Origin of the sequence: Mycobacterium colombiense, from assembly GCF_001953985.1 — a bacterium.
Classification (GTDB): Bacteria; Actinomycetota; Actinomycetes; order Mycobacteriales; family Mycobacteriaceae; genus Mycobacterium; species Mycobacterium colombiense_B.
Genome location: NZ_MBEI01000048.1, coordinates 12,591 through 30,215, shown reverse-complemented (window position 1 = coordinate 30,215; position 17,625 = coordinate 12,591). Strand labels below are relative to the sequence as shown.

At 67.1% G+C, this 17,625-nt stretch carries 19 protein-coding genes; 18 read left to right on the top strand and 1 reads right to left on the bottom strand.

Annotated features, from left to right (window positions below):
* Positions 1 to 100: 100 nt before the first annotated feature.
* The 8 genes from A5732_RS11480 (at position 101) to A5732_RS11445 (ending at position 8,019) form a co-directional block, all read left to right on the top strand.
* On the top strand, positions 101 to 1,687 hold the full coding sequence (locus tag A5732_RS11480) for an AMP-binding protein (RefSeq protein WP_076102247.1): 1,587 nt from the start codon (positions 101 to 103) through the stop codon (positions 1,685 to 1,687).
* Between the two features lie 62 nt (positions 1,688 to 1,749).
* Positions 1,750 to 3,216, top strand: a complete 1,467-nt coding sequence (locus A5732_RS11475; RefSeq protein WP_076102246.1) for an aldehyde dehydrogenase family protein — start codon at positions 1,750 to 1,752, stop codon at positions 3,214 to 3,216.
* Positions 3,213 to 4,442 carry an amidohydrolase family protein gene (locus tag A5732_RS11470; protein WP_076102245.1) on the top strand — a complete coding sequence of 410 codons (1,230 nt, stop codon included), beginning with the start codon at positions 3,213 to 3,215 and terminating at the stop codon, positions 4,440 to 4,442. Before A5732_RS11475 ends, A5732_RS11470 begins: the two co-directional genes overlap by 4 nt.
* On the top strand, positions 4,442 to 5,227 hold the full coding sequence (locus A5732_RS11465; RefSeq protein ID WP_076052758.1) for an SDR family NAD(P)-dependent oxidoreductase: 786 nt from the start codon (positions 4,442 to 4,444) through the stop codon (positions 5,225 to 5,227). Before A5732_RS11470 ends, A5732_RS11465 begins: the two co-directional genes overlap by 1 nt.
* Positions 5,224 to 6,474 carry a cytochrome P450 gene (locus tag A5732_RS11460; RefSeq protein ID WP_076102244.1) on the top strand — a complete coding sequence of 417 codons (1,251 nt, stop codon included), beginning with the start codon at positions 5,224 to 5,226 and terminating at the stop codon, positions 6,472 to 6,474. Before A5732_RS11465 ends, A5732_RS11460 begins: the two co-directional genes overlap by 4 nt.
* 25 nt (positions 6,475 to 6,499) lie before the next feature.
* On the top strand, positions 6,500 to 6,901 hold the full coding sequence (locus tag A5732_RS11455) for a nitroreductase family deazaflavin-dependent oxidoreductase (protein WP_076102267.1): 402 nt from the start codon (positions 6,500 to 6,502) through the stop codon (positions 6,899 to 6,901).
* A 62-nt stretch (positions 6,902 to 6,963) separates the two neighbouring features.
* The gene (locus tag A5732_RS11450) at positions 6,964 to 7,584 is read left to right on the top strand and encodes a TetR/AcrR family transcriptional regulator (protein WP_076052756.1); all 621 of its coding nucleotides are present in this window, start codon (positions 6,964 to 6,966) and stop codon (positions 7,582 to 7,584) included.
* A 102-nt stretch (positions 7,585 to 7,686) separates the two neighbouring features.
* A complete protein-coding gene (locus tag A5732_RS11445) occupies positions 7,687 to 8,019 on the top strand; it encodes a hypothetical protein (RefSeq protein WP_065054998.1) in 333 nt (110 codons plus the stop codon).
* On the opposite strand, the gene A5732_RS11440 is transcribed toward A5732_RS11445, so the two are convergent.
* Positions 8,008 to 8,373: a hypothetical protein gene (locus tag A5732_RS11440; protein WP_076052755.1), complete on the bottom strand. Its 366-nt coding sequence runs from the start codon at positions 8,371 to 8,373 to the stop codon at positions 8,008 to 8,010. The two genes, A5732_RS11445 and A5732_RS11440, sit on opposite strands and share 12 nt — an antisense overlap.
* Positions 8,374 to 8,594: 221 nt before the next feature.
* Between A5732_RS11440 and A5732_RS11435 the strand changes: the two genes are divergently transcribed.
* From A5732_RS11435 to A5732_RS11390, 10 genes are all read left to right on the top strand, one after another.
* Positions 8,595 to 9,947 carry an alpha/beta hydrolase domain-containing protein gene (locus A5732_RS11435; RefSeq protein WP_076102243.1) on the top strand — a complete coding sequence of 451 codons (1,353 nt, stop codon included), beginning with the start codon at positions 8,595 to 8,597 and terminating at the stop codon, positions 9,945 to 9,947.
* Positions 9,944 to 10,996: a phosphotransferase gene (locus A5732_RS11430; protein WP_076102242.1), complete on the top strand. Its 1,053-nt coding sequence runs from the start codon at positions 9,944 to 9,946 to the stop codon at positions 10,994 to 10,996. The genes A5732_RS11435 and A5732_RS11430 overlap by 4 nt, the downstream gene beginning before the upstream one ends.
* Complete coding sequence (locus A5732_RS11425; RefSeq protein WP_076102241.1) at positions 10,997 to 12,208, top strand: CaiB/BaiF CoA transferase family protein; 1,212 nt, start codon at positions 10,997 to 10,999, stop codon at positions 12,206 to 12,208. It begins immediately after the preceding gene.
* Positions 12,205 to 12,618, top strand: coding sequence for a Zn-ribbon domain-containing OB-fold protein (locus tag A5732_RS11420; protein ID WP_076102240.1), 414 nt, complete (start codon positions 12,205 to 12,207; stop codon positions 12,616 to 12,618). The genes A5732_RS11425 and A5732_RS11420 overlap by 4 nt, the downstream gene beginning before the upstream one ends.
* Positions 12,615 to 13,817 carry a thiolase family protein gene (locus A5732_RS11415; RefSeq protein ID WP_076102239.1) on the top strand — a complete coding sequence of 401 codons (1,203 nt, stop codon included), beginning with the start codon at positions 12,615 to 12,617 and terminating at the stop codon, positions 13,815 to 13,817. Before A5732_RS11420 ends, A5732_RS11415 begins: the two co-directional genes overlap by 4 nt.
* A 116-nt stretch (positions 13,818 to 13,933) precedes the next feature.
* Complete coding sequence (locus A5732_RS11410) at positions 13,934 to 14,539, top strand: TetR/AcrR family transcriptional regulator (RefSeq protein ID WP_076102266.1); 606 nt, start codon at positions 13,934 to 13,936, stop codon at positions 14,537 to 14,539.
* Between the two features lie 24 nt (positions 14,540 to 14,563).
* Positions 14,564 to 15,832, top strand: a complete 1,269-nt coding sequence (locus A5732_RS11405; protein WP_076102238.1) for a cytochrome P450 — start codon at positions 14,564 to 14,566, stop codon at positions 15,830 to 15,832.
* A gap of 16 nt (positions 15,833 to 15,848) precedes the next feature.
* Positions 15,849 to 16,346 carry a hypothetical protein gene (locus A5732_RS11400; protein WP_081396030.1) on the top strand — a complete coding sequence of 166 codons (498 nt, stop codon included), beginning with the start codon at positions 15,849 to 15,851 and terminating at the stop codon, positions 16,344 to 16,346.
* A gap of 135 nt (positions 16,347 to 16,481) precedes the next feature.
* A complete protein-coding gene (locus tag A5732_RS11395; RefSeq protein WP_139334643.1) occupies positions 16,482 to 17,033 on the top strand; it encodes a carboxymuconolactone decarboxylase family protein in 552 nt (183 codons plus the stop codon).
* Positions 17,030 to 17,575 (top strand): carboxymuconolactone decarboxylase family protein, encoded by a 546-nt coding sequence (locus tag A5732_RS11390; protein ID WP_076052748.1) that lies wholly within the window; start codon positions 17,030 to 17,032, stop codon positions 17,573 to 17,575. The genes A5732_RS11395 and A5732_RS11390 overlap by 4 nt, the downstream gene beginning before the upstream one ends.
* Positions 17,576 to 17,625: the final 50 nt, after the last annotated feature.

Below are 17,625 nucleotides of genomic sequence, written 5' to 3'. Positions count from 1 at the left end.
CGAGCAGAACGATACATCCGCATTACCAGAACTTCAATACTGTTCAGCACGAGAGTGTCGTTCTACGCTGGCCACGGCTGAAGCTCACCGGAGGAGGAATGTGACCGGTATCCGTGTCGTCGCGCCCGAGTTGGCGCGCCGCTACGAGGAGCAGGGCTGGTGGACCCCGGACACCCTCGGGGATCTGCTGGCCCGCGGCCTCAAAGACAACCAGCACAACACGTTTCGCGTGCACTCCGCGGTGCGGCCATTTACCGGCACGTTCGGCGATGTCGAGCTGATGGCCCGGCGGCTCGCGGCGGGGCTGCGCGCCCGGGGCGTCGGCCCGGGTGACGTGGTCGCCTTCCAGCTGCCGAACTGGGTGGAAGCGGCGGTCACCTTCTGGGCCTCGGCGCTGCTTTCCGTCGTCGTGGTGCCGATCGTCCACTTCTACGGGCCGAAGGAATTGCGCTACATCCTGTCGAGCGTCAAGCCGCGGGTCTTCATCACCGCCGAGGGATTCGGGCGCATGACCTTCGCGCCGGAGGTCTGTGCCGACGTACCGACCGTCGCGCTGGTGGGGGAGAGCTTCGACGCGCTGCTCGAGGACGAACCGATGGACGGCACGGTGGCGACCGATCCCGCCAACCCGGCGGTGATCGCGTTCACGTCGGGCACCACCAGCGACCCCAAGGGCGTGATCCACAGCCATCAGACACTGGGATTCGAAACGCGCCAGCTGTTGGCGAATTACCCGCAGGGGCTCGGGCGGCAGCTCACCGCGCTGCCCGTCGGGCATTTCATCGGCATGCTCGGCGCGTTCCTGATGCCGGTGCTCGACGGCGCGCCGATCGACCTCACCGATGTCTGGGACCCCGACAAGGCGATCGACCTGATGGACGCCGACGGCGTGGCACTAGGCGGGGGACCGCCGTACTTCGTCACCAGCCTGCTCGACCACCCTCGCTTCACCCCGGATCACCTGCGCTACATCAAACACATCGGACTGGGCGGATCCACCGTCCCGGCGGTGGTCACCCGGCGCCTGGCCGACCTCGGGATCGTCGTCACCCGCTCCTACGGCAGCTCCGAGCACCCGTCGATCACCGGTTCGCAGCACACCGCACCGGAAGACAAGCGGCTCTTCACCGACGGCAAGGCGCGCACCGGCGTCGAGGTCCGGTTGGCCGACGACGGCGAAATACTCTCGCGCGGACCGGATCTGTTCGTCGGCTACACCGATCCCGCGCTGACCGCCCGCGCCTTCGACGAGGACGGCTGGTATCACACCGGCGACATCGGGGTGATGGATGACGACGGCTACCTGACCATCACCGACCGCAAGTCCGACATCATCATCCGCGGCGGCGAGAACATCAGTGCCCTGGAAGTCGAGGAAGTCCTGCTCGCCATGCCGGCGGTCGCCGAGGCGGTCGTGGTTTCCGCGCCCGATGCGCGGCTCGGCGAGCACGCGGCGGCCGTGCTGCGCCTCAAGCCCGGCTATGGCATGCCGACCATGGCCGAGGTCCGCGAGCACTTCGAGCGTGCCGGGGTGGCCAAGCAGAAGTGGCCCGAGGGGCTGCACGAGGTGACCGACTTTCCCCGGACCGCAAGCGGCAAGGTGCAGAAATACGTTGTGCGCCAGAGTGTTCGAGAGAAGGGGCAGCGATGGGCGGGCGGCTCAGCACTTGGGCCGGTCGAAAATTGAGAGTTGAACTTTTGGTCAAAGTAGAATACGGTTCTACCGTTACCTGATATTTAGGAGTTGTCGTGACGATCGTCGCGGAACAACGCACGTATGTCGCGGGCCGTTGGGTCACCGGCGACGACGTGGTCAGCGTCGAAAATCCGGCCGACGAGAGTCACGTCGCCGACATCACCGCCACTCCGTTGCCCGAGGTGCGGCGCGCGATCGCCGAGGCGCGCCGCAGCTTCGACGATGGGGTGTGGGCCGACGCCGCGCCCAGCGAGCGGGCGCGGGTGCTGCACGCCTTTATCGACCACATCGAGTCCGAGCGCGCCACGCTGGTTCCCACCCTCGTCGCCGAGGCCGGCCAATCGGCGCGCTTCGCCGAGATGACGCAGCTGGGTGCCGGGGCGGCCATCGCGCGCCAGACGATCGACCTGTACCTGTCGATGTCGCACGAGGAAGCTAGCCCGGTCCCGGTCGACGACCTGGTGCGTGGCCGGGTCGCGCTGAGCGTCCGGCGGCACGAACCCGTCGGCGTCGTCACCGCCATCACGCCGTACAACGCGGCGCTGATCATGGGCTTCCAGAAGCTGATTCCCGCGTTGATGGCGGGCAACTCAGTGATTTTGCGGCCCAGCCCGCTGACCCCGATCTCGTCCTTGATTTTCGGCGCGGCCGCCGACGCCGCCGGCCTGCCGCCGGGAGTGCTGAGCGTGGTCGTCGAGTCGGGCATCGCCGGGGCCGAGCTGCTGACCAGCGATCCGGGCATCGACATGGTGTCGTTCACCGGCTCAACGCTGGCCGGCCGCAAGATCCTCGCCCAGGCCGCCCCGACCGTCAAGCGGGTGTCGCTGGAACTCGGCGGAAAATCCGCGCAGATCTACCTGCCCGACGCCGTGCACCGCGCCGCTGGCGGCGCGATGATCGTGGTCCTCAGCACCGCCGGCCAGGCGTGCGTTGCCGCCACCAGAATGCTTGTGCCGCAAGATAAGAAAGACGAAGTGCTGAACGCGGTCAGCGCGGCCTACGGCTCGATCAAGGTGGGTCCGCCCAGCGACGAGACGGCCATGATGGGCCCGGTCATCAGCGCGGCCCAGCGCGACAAATGCGAGCAGTACGTGAAGCTGGCCGAAGAACACGGCGGCAAGGTGTTCTGCGGCGGCGGACGCCCGGCGGATCTTGACCGCGGCTACTACTTCGAACCGACCGTGCTCGACCTGCCCAGCAACGCGAATCCGGCTGCGCAGGAAGAAATCTTCGGCCCGATCATCGGCGTGCTCGGCTACCGCGATACCGACGACGCGGTCGCCATCGCCAACGACAGCATCTACGGCCTGTCCGGGCAGGTGTACGGGACCGATGCGGCGGCCGCGCTGCAGGTGGCGCGCCGGCTGCGCACCGGCGCGGTCAACGTCAACACCACCGTGTTCTCCGCCTACGCACCGAGCGGCGGATACAAGCAGAGCGGTCTGGGCCGCGAACGGGGACCGGACGGCATCCGCGAGTTCCAGGAGGTCAAGCACATGTCGATTGGGGAGTTGAAATGAGCTCAGAAACCAACGGAGACAAGAAATACAACCTGGACTGGCTGATCTCGGTCGACGATCACATCCTCGAGCCGCCGAACCTGTGGGTCGACCGGGTGGCCGCCAAGGACCGCGACCGCGCCCCGCACATGGAGAAGAACGACAACGGCGTGGACAACTGGGTCTACGACGGCAAGCGCTACCCGAACTCGGGCCTGAGCGCCGTCGTGGGCAAGTCCAAGGAGGAGTTCAGCCCCGAGCCGCTGTCGTATTCCGAGATGCGGCCCGGCTGCTATGACGCCAAGGCTCGCGTCGAGGACATGGACCGCTCGGGTGTGCTTGCGTCGCTGTGCTTTCCGACGATCACAAGGTTCTGCGGGCAGCTGTTCATGGAGGCCAGCGACCGCGAGTTCGGTTTCGAGTGTCTGCAGCACTACAACGACTGGCTCGTCGAGGAATGGTGTGGCGCCGCGCCCGGCCGGTACATCCCGCTGATGCTGATCCCGATGTGGGACCCGAAACTGGCCGCCACGGAGATGGAGCGCATGGCGGCTAAGGGCGTGACGTCCTTCGCGTTCTCGGAGAACCCGGAACCGTTGGGGCTGCCTACCATTCACGACCCCGCAGGCTACTGGGAACCGGTGATGGCGGCGGCCAACGAACTCGAGATGGTGGCCAGCATGCACGTCGGCTCCTCGTCGACGCTGCCCAAGATCTGTTCGGACGCGCCGTTCATGGCCAACCTCACCTGGGGTGCCTCGCGCACTTCCGGGACGATGCTGTCCTGGTTGTTCAGCGGCATGTTCCAGCGCTACCCGAAGCTGAAGATCGCGCTGTCCGAGGGTGAGGTCGGCTGGATGCCCTACTTCCTGGAGCGCGCCGAACAGGTGCTGGACAAGCAGCGGTACTGGGTGATGCGGGGCGCGAAGTTCGACTCGCACGCCGGCGCGGGCAACGCGATTGACCTCGACACCCTCGACATCCGCGAGACGTTCCGCAACCACATCTACGGCTGCATCATCGAAGACCGCCACGCCGTCAAGAGTTTGGACGAGATCGGCGAGGACAACATCATGTGCGAGACGGACTATCCACACTCGGACTCCACCTGGCCCGACTGCATCGGCGTCGCCCGCAACACCATGAAGGATCTCCCGGAGAACGTGCAATACAAGCTGTTGCGCGGCAATGCCCAGAAGCTCTACCGGTTCACACCGGCCGGGCCCCCCGTCCTGGCGAGCGCCTGATGCCCGGAGTGCTCGCCGGCAAGAGCGCCATCGTGACCGGCGCCGGTTCCGGGGTGGGCCGGGTGTCGGCGTTGCGGTTCGCCGAGGAAGGTGCGCGGGTCGTCGCCGCCGACATCGACCTCGACCACGCGAAAGAGACTGTGCGCCAGATCGAATCGGCCGGCGGCACCGCCATCGCGATCGGGAGCGACGTCTCGGACGAGCAACAGGTCCAGGCGATGATCGCGGCGGCGGTCGACCAGTACGGCCGGCTCGATATCCTGTTCAACAACGTCGGCATACCGACGCCGCGACTCGGCATGATCTTCGAGGACCACACACTCGAAGACTTCAACCGTTTGGTCGCGGTCAACCTCGGCGGGGTGTTCCTCGGGTGCAAGTATGCGGTGCTGCGCTTCAAGGAGCAGGGCCCGGGCGGGGTTATCCTCAACACCGCCTCGGTGGCCGGCCTGGTGGGCTGGGGTGGTTCGGTCTACGGCGCGACCAAGGGCGGGGTCATTCAGCTCACCCGAGCGGTCGCAATCGAGGCGGCCCCCTTCGGGATTCGCGTCAACGCGATCTGCCCGGCGGCCATGCCGTTGACCGGTTTCATGGCGGCCGGCGGGCTGAAGGTCGACGCGGATCAGCAGGCGGCGATCGCCGAATCGGTCGGCGGGCAGCATCCGCTGGGGCGCGCCATCACCGCGGAAGACTGCGCCGAGGCCGCGCTGTATCTGGTCTCGGATGCGTCGCGCAACGTCACCGGGGTGGCGCTGCCGGTCGACGGCGGGTTCGTGGCGAAATGACCGCTCCCGCATTGGATCGCGACCGACTGCGCGAGCTGTTCGACCTGCGCAGCTCCTACAACGCTTGGGCCGGTGGCGCTTACGAGGACGATCCGTATCCGGTGTGGCACCGGCTGCGCGAGGAGGGTCCGGTGCTGCCCGGCGTCCTGCACGAGCTGACGGGTAGCACCGACATGATGTTCTTCCACGGGCTGCCGTATCCGGACTGCCCGCATTTCACGGTGTTCGACTACGACTCCTGCATGATCGCCTACCGCCACCCGGAGGTGTTCGCCTCGTCCCCGGAGCCCGTCGACCTCGAGAACGGCCCACTGGGCCTGACCAACAGCATGCTGTCGATGAACGGCGAGCAGCACCGGCGCTATCGCGCGCTGGTCCAGCCGTCGTTCCTGCCGGCGAATGGCAAGTGGTGGATCGACAATTGGATCTCCGAGACGGTGGACCTGCTGATCGACGGGCTGGTTCACGAGGGGCGCGCCGAACTCAACGTCGACTTCTGCGCGGCCATCCCCGTGCTGACCATCACCGGCAGTTTCGGCGTGCCCGTCGAGCAGGCCCTTGATATCCGCGAGGCGCTGGCGCGGGATCCGCAGAAGGTGGTCGACCTACTCAAGCCAGTCATCGCCGCCCGCCGCGAGGAGCCACGCGACGACCTGATCAGCGTCCTCGTGCAAGCTGAGCTCATCGACGAAGACGGTGCCAAGGACCGGCTCACCGATCGCGAAATCGATTCATTCGTACTGCTGTTGCTCGGCGCGGGCTCGGGCACCACCTGGAAGCAGATGGGCACGACGCTGACGACGCTGCTGCAGCGTCCCGATCTCCTCGAGGCGGTGCGCGCCGACCGCCAGCTCTTGCGGCCCGCGATCGAGGAGGCCATCCGGTGGATGCCGACCGATCCGATGTTCTCCCGCTGGGTGATGGCCGACACCGAACTGGCCGGCGTGTCGATCCCCGCCGGGTCCGTCGTGCACCTCGCGCTGGGCGCGGCCAACCGGGATCCCGCCCGCTGGGACCGTCCCGACGAGTACGACATCGAGCGAAAGTTCAAGCCGTCGTTGGGTTTCGGCCAGGGCTCACACATCTGCCTCGGCATGCACGTCGCCCGCGCCGAAATGACCATCGCGATCTCGGCGCTGCTCGACCGGCTGCCCAACCTACGGCTGGATCCCGACGCCGAACCGCCCCGCTTCGTCGGAATGTACGAGCGCGGGGCGACCGCCATACCGGTGGTGTTCGATGTCTGAACCGGGCTACACGCCGCCCGACCTGTTGCTGGTCGGCGAGGACCACGTGCGCGCGTACCGCGAAACCGGCGGCGAGACCGGCTATCTGTGGAACGGCGTTCCGACCTTGCTGCTCACGGTGACCGGGCGTCGCACCGGCCGCACACTCACGTCGGCGCTGATCTTCGGCCGCGACGGCGACGACTATCTGGTGGTGGCCTCCATGGGCGGCGCGCCGCGGCACCCGTCGTGGTATCTGAATCTGCAAGCCAATCCGGCGGCCGGCATTCAGGTGCAAGCCGACGAGTTGGCGGTCGTGGCGCGCACCGCGTCGGCCGCCGAGAAGCCGCGACTGTGGAAGATCATGACCGACGTGTGGCCCAACTACGACGTCTACCAGTCACGAACCGAGCGCGACATCCCCGTCGTGCTACTCATACCGGCATGACCACGGCTAGCATTTCTTCGGTGTCACGTGCTGAAGAACGGGCCGCGGAGCGGTCAGCGGCGGTGCAGCGTTCGCGCGAACGCATCGCCAACCAGGTCAGGCTGATGCTCGACGCCGCTCTGCGGCTGATCCGCGAGAAGGGCGACAGCTTCACCACCCAGGAGCTGGTCAAAGAGGCGGGCGTCGCGCTGCAGACCTTCTACCGCTACTTCGCCACCAAAGACGAACTGCTGCTGGCGGTGATCGCCGATGCGATGACCGACGCGTGTGCCCGCTGGACGGACGCCGCCCGGGACTTGCCCGACCCGGTCGCGCGGTTGCGCTTCTACGTCACCGCGGTCATCGAGGTGCTCGACAGCGAGGAAGGCGACGGCGGCACCGCCAAGTTCGTCGTGTCGACGCACTGGCGGCTGCACCGGATCTTCCCCGACGAGCTCGCCGAGGCGGAGAAGCCGTTCGTCGATCTGCTGCTGGGCGAGATCAACGCCGGCATCGACGCCGGGCTGCTGGCTCCGGCGGACCCGAAATGGGCGGCCTGGTTCGTCGCCGAACTGGTGCGCTCGGTGTACCACTACTACGCCTACGCACCGCGCGAGGTCGACGTCAAAGAGCAGCTGTGGCAGTTCTGCCTGACCGCGTTGGGCGGAACCACACGCAAGTCGCGTGGTAGCCGATCGAAATAGAGGTACGACATGCCCCATGCAAAACCGGACGAGCTGCCCAGCGGAGGAGCGGGGCGGTGGCCGGCGGTCGGCGACAACTTCCGTTCGGTGCAGTGGGGCGACATGGAGGTCGGGTACACGACCACCGGGCCGCTGGACTGCACGCAGCTCTACCAATTCGGCGGACTTCCCGGCGGCGTATGCCCCTGTCCGCACTACGGATACATCTTCGAAGGCTCGATCCGCGCGACCTATCCGAACACCGACTGGCCGGACGAGACGGCGACGGCCGGCGAGGTGTATTTCTTTCCGGCCGGACACATCCTGATCTATCCCGAACGAACCAAGGCGCTCGAGCTGAACCCGGCGTTCGCATTGCAGCAGTGCATGGATGCGATGCAAAGGGCCGGGCAGAAGGCCGAACTCGCTCAGCGGGAGCGAGAGTTACAAGCGTGACAACGTGAACGGATACGTGTAGGAACCGGCGGGCGCTCCATGGCAACCCGCGTCGAAGGAGGACTGCAGCGAACCGGCCAACGAGTTCGGATCCCACGTGTAGATATCATGGGTGGGAACCGTTGGGCCATAATAGATGTCGTCACACCTCAGCCCGTCGGGAACGTCGACCGTCAAGACGTATTGGCCGTCGACCGACCGCGCGTCCCCGATGTACGGGAACGCCTTGGCCACCGGTCTGGCGATGGCATTCACATGCACGCAGCCGCCTCCCGGGCATGCGGTGATCGCCCACAGCCAGGTGTGAAAGTCGTATCTGCCCTCGACGTGGAGGTCGTAGTTGCCGAAAGGCATGGCAGCCCAGGCGATTGGCGGGCATGCCGCGGCCGCGACGGCCAGAGCGCCGGCGAGCGTCGAGGTCTTCAAGGCGAGCCGTCGCGCAGAACCCATGACGCTCCTCGGAGATCTTCATTTCCTACGGTTCGAGAAGTCAATTCTACTTGCACGACGCTTTTTTCGATAGAAAGTGCGGGAAAGTTGCTGACATCCCTGCGCGGTTCTGGAAGGCTTGCGGCATGGCCATGACCGAGTTGGAAGAGGTGCCTTGCGGTTCGGGGGTTTCGGAGACCAGCGCAACCCGGCCGCCGTCCCAGTTCGACGAAGACCTGCCCGAGTTTTCAAACGAATACGCGGAGTTCGAGTACCTGCTCTCCGGCACGGCCAGCTGCTACGCCGGGCCCGCCACCGGACCGGCCAGGGTGGTCAGCGACGGACACCGCTACGTGACCCGCGTGCTGGCCCGCTACCCGAAAGACGCGTCCCGCTTCAGCGGCCGGGTCGTTGTCGAGCCGTTCAACACCACCTATGGCCTCGACCGCGACGCTTTGTGGTTGCATGTCGCCACCTTGCTGCAGGCGCAGGGCGACGCGTGGATCGGCATCACCGTGCGTACCACGTCGGCAACACAACTCAAGGGCTACGACCCGCAGCGCTACGCCGACGTCGAGATCCCTTCCAATGACTTGGTCTGGGACCTGTTGCGGGCGATCGGCGCGGTGCTCAAGGAGGGCGGCCGACGCAGCCCGTTGCGCCACTTGCCGGTCCGGCACGTCTACCTGGGCGGCTACTCCCAAAGCAGCGTCGACACCGCCACTTTCGCCGCGTCATTCGGCGCGCTGACCCGCACCGGCGACGGCCGTCCCGCCTACGACGGATTCTTCCCCGCCTGTCATGCGGCCAGCCTGACGCCGCTCGCGGTGGGAGAAGGCCTGCCGCGCTTCGAGTACGCGGCGATGCCGCCTTGCCAGGTTCCGGTCATCGAGGTCCAACCACAAACCGACGTTGAGGGATTCAGCTTCGAAGAGTTCGTCAACCCCGGCAGTGCGTCGGTGCGGCGCGAGGACGGCGACGCCGCGGGGGACCGGTTCCGGCTGTACGAGATCGCCGGCGCACCCCACGCCGCCAGGATCCCCGGGTGCGACGGGAACGGCTCGAGTTTTCCGATGTCGGCGTTCGTCCGCGCCGCATTACGGAATCTCTTCCGTTGGGCCGAGGACGGCGTCACGCCGCCCACGGCGCCGCGCATCGCGCTCAGCATCGACGATGCGGTGGCCCAGGCGGCCGTCGACCGGTTCGGCAATGCCATCGGCGGGGTGCCGTCGCCATTCCTCGCCGTGCCGATCGCACGCTACGAGGCACATTCGACGCCGGGGCCGCTGTGCAAGCTCGCGGGCCACGAGGTGCCATTGCCCTACGAGGTGCTCGCCGAGCGCTACGGCGACGTGCGGGCCTACCTCGCCGAGTTCACGATCAGCCTCGACGACACTATCCGGGCCGGATACCTCCTGAAGGACGACCGCGCGTCATTGCTGAAAGACCAGGCCGCGAAAGCGCATGCCGCCTTCGCACGGCTGACGGCACCGGCATGAGCGTGGCAACCGTTCCCGTGCCGGACAGCCTCGAGCAGGCGCTGTCCCCGGAATGGCTCACCGCCGCGCTGGGCGCCGACGTCTTTGAGGTGACGCCCGGTCCGATCGTTGATCGGATCTCCACTAATGCGAGATTCACAATCCGCTGCGCCGACGGCCGTTCGCAGAACCTGTGCGTCAAGGGCTACTTCAACGAGATCGGCCGGGCCGCACGCTATATCGGCGCGCCCGAGGCCCACTTCTATCGCGACCTCGCCGCCGCGACCGGCGTGCGCACCCTGCACAGCGTCTACGCCGACGTCGATCCGGAAACCCGGCACGGCGTCATCGTCACCGAAGACGTTGCCGCCCAGGGTGCCACGTTCCTGGACGGCAACAGCGCATACACTCCCGATCAGACCGCCCAGACGCTCGCCGAGTTCGCGCGGCTGCACGCGGCAACATGGGACTCGGCTCGCTGCGCCATCGCGCCGTGGCTCGCGCCACGGCTGGGGCGGGCGCTGGAAGTGTGGGGGCTGCCGGCCACCCTCGACATCATCGGCCGCAACTTCGACGGCCCCAACGGGCAACGGATTCCCAACGAGGTTCGCGATGCGCGCCGGCTCGTCGACGCCTACCGCGTCCTGGCGGCCCCCGAGATGGTCTCCGAACCCCGGTGCGTCATTCACGGTGATGCGCACGTGGGCAACGTCTTTCTCGACGCGGCCGGCGCCGGATCCCTGGTCGATTGGCAACTCGTCCAACGCGGCATGTGGTCTCTCGATGTCGGCTACCACATCGCCTCGACGCTGACCGTGGAAGAGCGGCGCCGTACCGAACGAGACCTGTTGCGGCACTATCTCGATGCCCTCGCCTCGCACGGCGTCACACCGCCGCCATGGGACGACGCCTGGCGCGCCATCGCGTTCGGCATGGTGCACGGCTTTTTTCTGTGGGGCATCACGACCAAAGTGCAGTCGGCGATCATCGCCATGCTGCTGCACCGGCTGGGCACGGCGGTCGCGGATCACGACGCGCTGTCGGCGGTGCAGAGTTCGAGGAGGCAGTAGATGGACCAGGGCGCTTTTGACGGGCTGCGCGTGGTCGAACTGGCGCAATGGGTTTTCGTCCCGGTGGCCGGCGCGCTGTTGGCCGACTGGGGCGCCGACGTCATCCGCATCGAGCGCCTCGACGGCGACCCGTACCGGGGGCTGGCCACCCAGGGCATCGGCACGGACCGCGACGGCGTCAACCTTTCGATGGCCCTGGCGAATCGCGGCAAGCGGTCGGTGGCGCTGAACCTGCGGCACGCGACCGGCATGTCGGTGCTGCACGAATTGCTCTCCACCGCAGACGTTTTCCTCACCAGCCTGCGCCCCGGCGCGCTGAGCCGGCTCGGCCTGGACGCAGACACGCTGCGCGACCGCTATCCCAGCCTCATCTACGCCCGCGGCCATGGCTTCGGAATGCGTGGCCCGGACGCCAATCAGCCCGGCTACGACAGCTCGGCGTTTTGGGCGCGCGGGGGAGTGGGTCACATCCTGACCCCGCCCGAACGCGACTACCCGATCAGCCAGCGCGGCGCGATGGGCGATCGAAACGGGGCCATGGCACTGGCTTTCGGCATCGCGGCCGCCTTGCTCAAGCGGGCCAAGACCGGGGTCGGCTCAATCGTGGACGTCTCGCTGCTGGCCACCGCGATGTGGATGCTGTCGTCGGATCTGCTCGCGGTGCTCAACGGCGGCGAGGCCGGGCCCGTCGGTGGCCGCGGCCCCCAGGTCAACCCGCTGACCGGTAACTACCGCACCAGGGACGGCCGCCACCTCCAACTGATGTTCCTGCAAGGCGACCGGTACTGGGCGGAATTCTGTCGGCTGGTCGGGCGCGCCGACCTGATCGACGACCCGCGGTTTGCGGACCTGGCGGCCCGGCGCGCCAACTGTGCGGCCTGCGTGGCCGAGCTGGACGCCGTCTTCGCACGCCGCACCCTCGCCGAATGGAAAGAGCTACTGGCCAAACTCGACGCACCCTGGGCCCCAGTGCAATCCGTCTCGGAGGTAGCCGAAGATCCGCAGGTGATCGCCAACGGCTACGTGGGCGAGGTCCGGCTCGACGACGGCCAGGCCTACCGGTTGCCGACGGTGCCGCTGCAACTCGACGAGCAGGCACCCCCGATGCGGCGCGCACCCGAGCACGGCGAGCACACCGAGGCGCTGCTGGCCGAGCTCGGGTATGACTGGGACCGCATCGCCGAACTGGCCGACCAGGGCGTGATTCCGTGAGCGGACGGCCGCTGCCGGTTCCCGACGACACCTCGGCGCCATACTGGTCGGCCGCGGCCGACCACGTGCTCACCGTGGCGCGCTGCGCGCGATGCGGACGGTTCAGCGTGCCCCCCGATATGGTGTGCCCGCATTGCCACTCAACCGATCCGGGCTTTGAGTTCACGCCGGTGAGCGGACGCGGCGTCGTTCGATCCTGGACCGTGGTGCGCCAGGCCTTCCTGCCCGGCTTCGACGACGACATTCCCTTCGTGCTCGTCGACGTCGAACTCGTCGAACAGGCCGAGCTGCGCCTCATCGGCCGCCTGCTGGACGGTGTCGACGCGCCGCTGCGCGTCGGTGACGCTGTCACAGTCGGTTTCGAAGACCTCGCACCCGGCGTGGCCCTCCCCGCATTCGAGCTGACGTGAGCGGCCGATTCGCCGCGAGCAACAAGGTCGCCATCGTCGGCTACGCGCACAGCCAGGTGTGCCGCCGCGCCGACCGCACCCTGGGCACCCTCGCCGTCGACACCGCCCGCGCCGCCATCGCCGACGCAGGACTGCGCGACGACCAGATCGACGGATTCGTCAGCTCGAGCCTGCTGCCCAGCGCAGGAGGCCAGGCCGCCGAAGACGGTGTCAGCACCGTCTCATCGGCCTGGCTCGCCCAACACCTCGGGGCCACACCGCGTTACGTCGCCGGTTTCGAGGGCATCGGCCAGATCACCGGCTCGGTGGGCATGGCCGTCAACGCGGTCGCCAGCGGCGCCGCGGACTACGTGCTGCTGCATCGCGCCCTGCACAACCCGGCCGGGCGCTACCACGCCAACCCGATGCGCGAGGCGCGCGGCCAACAGCAATGGACGGCGCCGCAAGGCTTTTTCGGGCCGTTGGCCATGATCGCCCTGCCGCACAACGAATATCTGCAGCGCTTCGGCGCGCGACGGGAGTCGATGGCCGCCGTGGTGGTGGAGGCGCGCAAGAACGGCGCCCGCATCCCGTGGTCGTACTGGCACGATCGCCCGCTGACCGCGGACGAATACCTCTCGGCACCAATGCTGTTCGACCCGGTCTGCCGCTACGACTGCGACATTCCCGTCGACGGCGTGGCCGCGTTCGTGCTCACCTCCGCCGACCGCGCGAAGGACGGGCCGCATCGCCCGGTGTATGTCACCGGCTATGCCTCCGGCATGCCGGCCCGGCGGCGCCTTCCCCTGCACTGGCCGCTGGACGACATCGTCGAGGGCGGCGCGCAGACGGCGCGGCGGCTGTGGGAGCACGCCGGAATCACCGGCGCCGACGTCGATTTGCCGCAGGTGTACGACGGCTTTTCGCTGTTCGTCTGGCTGTGGCTGGAGGTATTGGGATTGTGCGCGGCCGGCGAGGCGCATCGCTTCGTCGAGGCCGGCGGCATCGACAGTGACCGCCGCGGCGCCATCCCCGCGCTGTCGGGAGGCGGCGCGCTGGGAAATGGGCGGATGCACGGGATCCCGCAGATGCTCGAGTGCTACCTGCAACTGGCCCGGCGAGCCGGGGAGAGGCAACACGAAAAAGCGACGATCGGGCTGGCGTGCCATTCCTCGCCGCACTTCGGCGGCGCGGTGTGCTACTCCGCCGACCCGTTTTGAGAGTTGCGTTCTCCGGCGAATCAGAATAGCGTTCTACTATCACTGGCGTTTAGGGAGTCGCTGTGACAGTCCCGTCGGAGTCCTGGGTGGAGCGCGCTGTCGATCGGTCGGCGGCCGTGCAGCGGTCCCGTACCCGCATCGCCAACCAGGTGCGGTTGATGCTCGACGCCGCCCGGCGGCTCATTCAGGTGAAGGACGACTTCACCACGCAGGAATTGGTCGCCGAGGCGGGTGTGGCGCTGCAGACCTTCTACCGCTACTTCGCCTCCAAAGATGAACTGCTGCTGGCGGTGATCGGGGACGCGATGACCGAGGCCTGCGACCGGTGGGCCAAGGCCGCCGCCGACATGACCGACCCCATGGACCGGTTGCGCTCGTACATCACCGCGCCGCTGCAGCAATTCCACGGCGACAGCCAGGAAGCGGCGGGCATCCGGTTCATCGTCTCCGCGCACTGGCACCTGCACCGCATCTTTCCGACCGAACTCGCCGAGGCCGAGCAATCGTTCGTCGACCTGCTGCGGGCCGAGGTGGCGGCCGCCGCCGACAAGGGGTTGCTGCGTCCGCGAAATCCCGACTGGGACACCTGGTTCATCGTCGAGTTGCAGCGCGCCATCTACCACTACTACGCCTACGCGACCAAAACCGACGAGGACTTGCAGGCCACCGAAGAAAACCTTTGGGAGTTCTGCAGAGCCGCGCTCGGAGCACCCATAGCATGACCGATCGCCCAGGAAGGGTTGCCAGTGAACGACTTTGACGACTTCGACTTCTTCACCGACCCTACCCTCGTCCCCAACCCGCACCCCTATTTCGACTACCTGCGCGCCAAGGGCCCCGTGGTCCGCGAGCCGCACCACGGGGTGGTCGCCATCACCGGCTACGACGAAGCGATGGCGCTGTACAAGGACGTCGACTCGTTCTCCAGCTGCATCGCGGTGGGTGGCCCGTTCCCGCCCTTGCCCTTCGAGCCGTCCGGCGACGACATCAGCGAACTGATCGACCAGCACCGTGTGCAGATGCCGCTGCACGAGCACATGGTCACCATGGATCCGCCGGACCACACCCGCGCCCGATCGGTGCTGAGCCGGCTGCTGACGCCCGCTCGGCTGAAAGAGAACCAGGACTTCCTGTGGAACCTGGCCGATCAGCAGCTGGACGAGTTCGTCGGCCGCGGAGAATGCGAGTTCCTCGACGCATACTCCAAGCCCTACGCGCTGCTGGCCGTCGCCAACCTGCTCGGGGTGCCCGAGGCCGATCACAAGGAATTCCGTGCCGCACTGGCGAATTCGCACACCGCGGGCAACCTGGACCACGATCCGGCCGCGATCAACCCGCTGGAATTCCTCGATGAGAAATTCAGCTTCTACATCGAGGACCGGCGCCGCGAGCCGCGCGGCGACGTGCTGAGTGACCTTGCGGCCGCACGTTATCCGGACGGGTCGGTGCCCGAGGTGGTTGAGGTCGTGCGTTCGGCGACCTTCCTGTTCGGGGCGGGCCAGGAAACCACCGCCAAGCTGCTCGGCGCGGCCCTGCAAATCCTCTGCGACCGGCCGGATTTGCAGCAGGCGCTGCGTGAGGACCGCAGCCTTATCCCCGGCTTCATCGAGGAGACACTGCGGATGGAGGCCCCGGTGAAAACGGCGTTTAGGTTGGCGCGCAAGTCGACCCGCGTCGGCGATGTCGACATCCCGGCCGGAACCACGGTCATGCTGTGCCCGGGGGCGATCAACCGGGATCCCGACCGCTTCGAGGACCCGCACGAATTCCGGCTCGACCGCGGCAATGTTCGCGAGCACATCGCCTTCGCGCGCGGGGTGCACAGCTGCCCCGGCGCGCCGCTGGCCCGAGTCGAGGGCCGGGTCTCGCTCGAGCGAATCCTGGACCGGATGGGCGATATCCGGGTCAATGAAGACGTGCACGGCCCGGCGGAGGACCGCCGCTACAGTTATGCGCCGACCTACATCCTGCGCGGACTCAACGAATTGCACCTTCAGTTCACGCCGATCAAGTAGGTGATCGATGCGGTTGATGTCGTTGATGAGTCCGGCTCTGGCACTGGCCCTTGCCGCCGGTGCCGCGGTGCCGACCGCCGCCGGTGACGACTGGGGACTCAACGGCACGTTCGTGGCCACGTCCAACGGCGATTGGGCGAAAACCAACGACATCTACCACAACGAAGCGACCGTCCGGAGCAAGTGGACGATCAGCACCACGTGCAGCACCCCGCTCGAATGCACCGGCCGGGTCACCAGCGACCTCGGCTGGAGCGCCGACGTGGGCCTGCACGGCAGCGAATACGTCGTCAAGCGCGACGTTCCCAACTGGGAGCCTTGCCCCAACGGCGCCGGCCGGACGGGACACCAGATCTACCGGTTCTATCCCGTCGACGAGAGAGGTTGGCTGGCAACCGATTCCACGCCAACCGTTCTCGCCGGCGTGGACCAGACCACGGGCGACAGCGGTGCTTGCGGCATCAACAAGGCGTTGGTGATCTCGCTGCCCTTCCGGCTGGACAAGGTGAGTTGAGTTCTGGCGGGTGACTGGGTGAATGCCAAACCCGCTAGCGCATGAGCTAGCGCGTTCCGCAAACCCTTTGTACTTCCAGACAGTGTTGGTCACTACAGTCGAGGAACCTTTTGTGCACAAGAAAGGACCCCCGCGATGACCCGAATGCCGCTCGTCAGCACCGACCGGCAACCCGAGCGGATCCAGCAGCCCATCGCACGCCCCGACACGCTCAACGTGATTCGACTGCTCGCCAACGCCCCCAACATCTTTGACGGATGGGCGCAGATGACGGGCGAACTATTCACAAGCCCGACCTTCACCCCGCGCATGCGCGAAGTGATCATCCTGCGGGTGGGGCATCTGCAGGACTCGCCCTACGAACTCGCCCAACACGTGATCTTCGGCCGCACCGCGGGGCTCACCGACCAACAGATCGATGCCCTGCTCGACAAGGGGGATCTGGCCGCGGCCGGATTCAGCGGCGACGAGCGCACCGTCATCGACACCGTCACCGAGTTGTGCACCACCCGCCGGCTCGGCGATGACACCTTCGCCACCGCCCAAGGACTGCTCGGCGACGAGGCGCTCACCGAACTGCTGATGATCGTCAGCTGCTATTACGGCCTGGCGCTGGTGCTCAACGCCGTCGACCTGGAGATCGACACCCCGACCTTCTCCAGCCCCGACGAAGGCCTGGCGCAGTGACCCGAATCCCGTATCGCCGGCCCGAAGACATGACCGAACTCGCCCGCGAATTGACCGCGCGGCGCGGCAATCTCAACGTCTATCGCGCACTGGCGAACGCCGAGAAGGTGTTCACCGGCTGGATGATGGCCGGCGACGCCGCCCTGAGCAGCCCGGTGCTATCTCGGCGGCTTCGCGAACTGATCGTGCTGCGCACGGCGTATCTCATGGACTGCGCCTACGAACTCGGCCAGCACAAAGACGTCGCGCAGACGGTCGGAGTAGACGCGGCCACCATCGACGCCATCACCACCGAGGCCGATTGGCAAACGGGGCCGTTCGATGCCACCGAGCTGGCGATCCTGCGACTGACCACCGAACTGGTGACCACCCGCCGCGTCGCGGCCCCGGTTTTCGACCAGGTGCACGAGGCCCTCGGTTCGGAGGCCACCGTCGAAGCGTTGATGGTCATCGGCCGATACGCCGGCCTGGCGTTGATGCTCAACGCGCTCGACGTGGACCTCGACGACACCGCCCGGCTACCCGTTCCGCCGACGCGGTGAGGGAAAGGTAATTACCGAGATTGCCTAATCTTCCTTCCGGCCAGGGACGC

Excerpts from the sequence above, each read along its gene's own strand:
- A5732_RS11470 (WP_076102245.1), top strand. The coding sequence starts at position 3,213 with ATGAGCTCAGAAACCAACGGAGACAAGAAATACAACCTGGACTGGCTG.
- A5732_RS11465 (WP_076052758.1), top strand. The coding sequence starts at position 4,442 with ATGCCCGGAGTGCTCGCCGGCAAGAGCGCCATCGTGACCGGCGCCGGT.
- A5732_RS11460 (WP_076102244.1), top strand. The coding sequence starts at position 5,224 with ATGACCGCTCCCGCATTGGATCGCGACCGACTGCGCGAGCTGTTCGAC.
- A5732_RS11445 (WP_065054998.1), top strand. The coding sequence starts at position 7,687 with ATGGAGGTCGGGTACACGACCACCGGGCCGCTGGACTGCACGCAGCTC.
- A5732_RS11440 (WP_076052755.1), bottom strand. The coding sequence starts at position 8,373 with ATGCCTTTCGGCAACTACGACCTCCACGTCGAGGGCAGATACGACTTT.
- A5732_RS11435 (WP_076102243.1), top strand. The coding sequence starts at position 8,595 with ATGGCCATGACCGAGTTGGAAGAGGTGCCTTGCGGTTCGGGGGTTTCG.
- A5732_RS11430 (WP_076102242.1), top strand. The coding sequence starts at position 9,944 with ATGAGCGTGGCAACCGTTCCCGTGCCGGACAGCCTCGAGCAGGCGCTG.
- A5732_RS11425 (WP_076102241.1), top strand. The coding sequence starts at position 10,997 with ATGGACCAGGGCGCTTTTGACGGGCTGCGCGTGGTCGAACTGGCGCAA.
- A5732_RS11400 (WP_081396030.1), top strand. The coding sequence starts at position 15,849 with ATGTCGTTGATGAGTCCGGCTCTGGCACTGGCCCTTGCCGCCGGTGCC.
- A5732_RS11395 (WP_139334643.1), top strand. The coding sequence starts at position 16,482 with ATGACCCGAATGCCGCTCGTCAGCACCGACCGGCAACCCGAGCGGATC.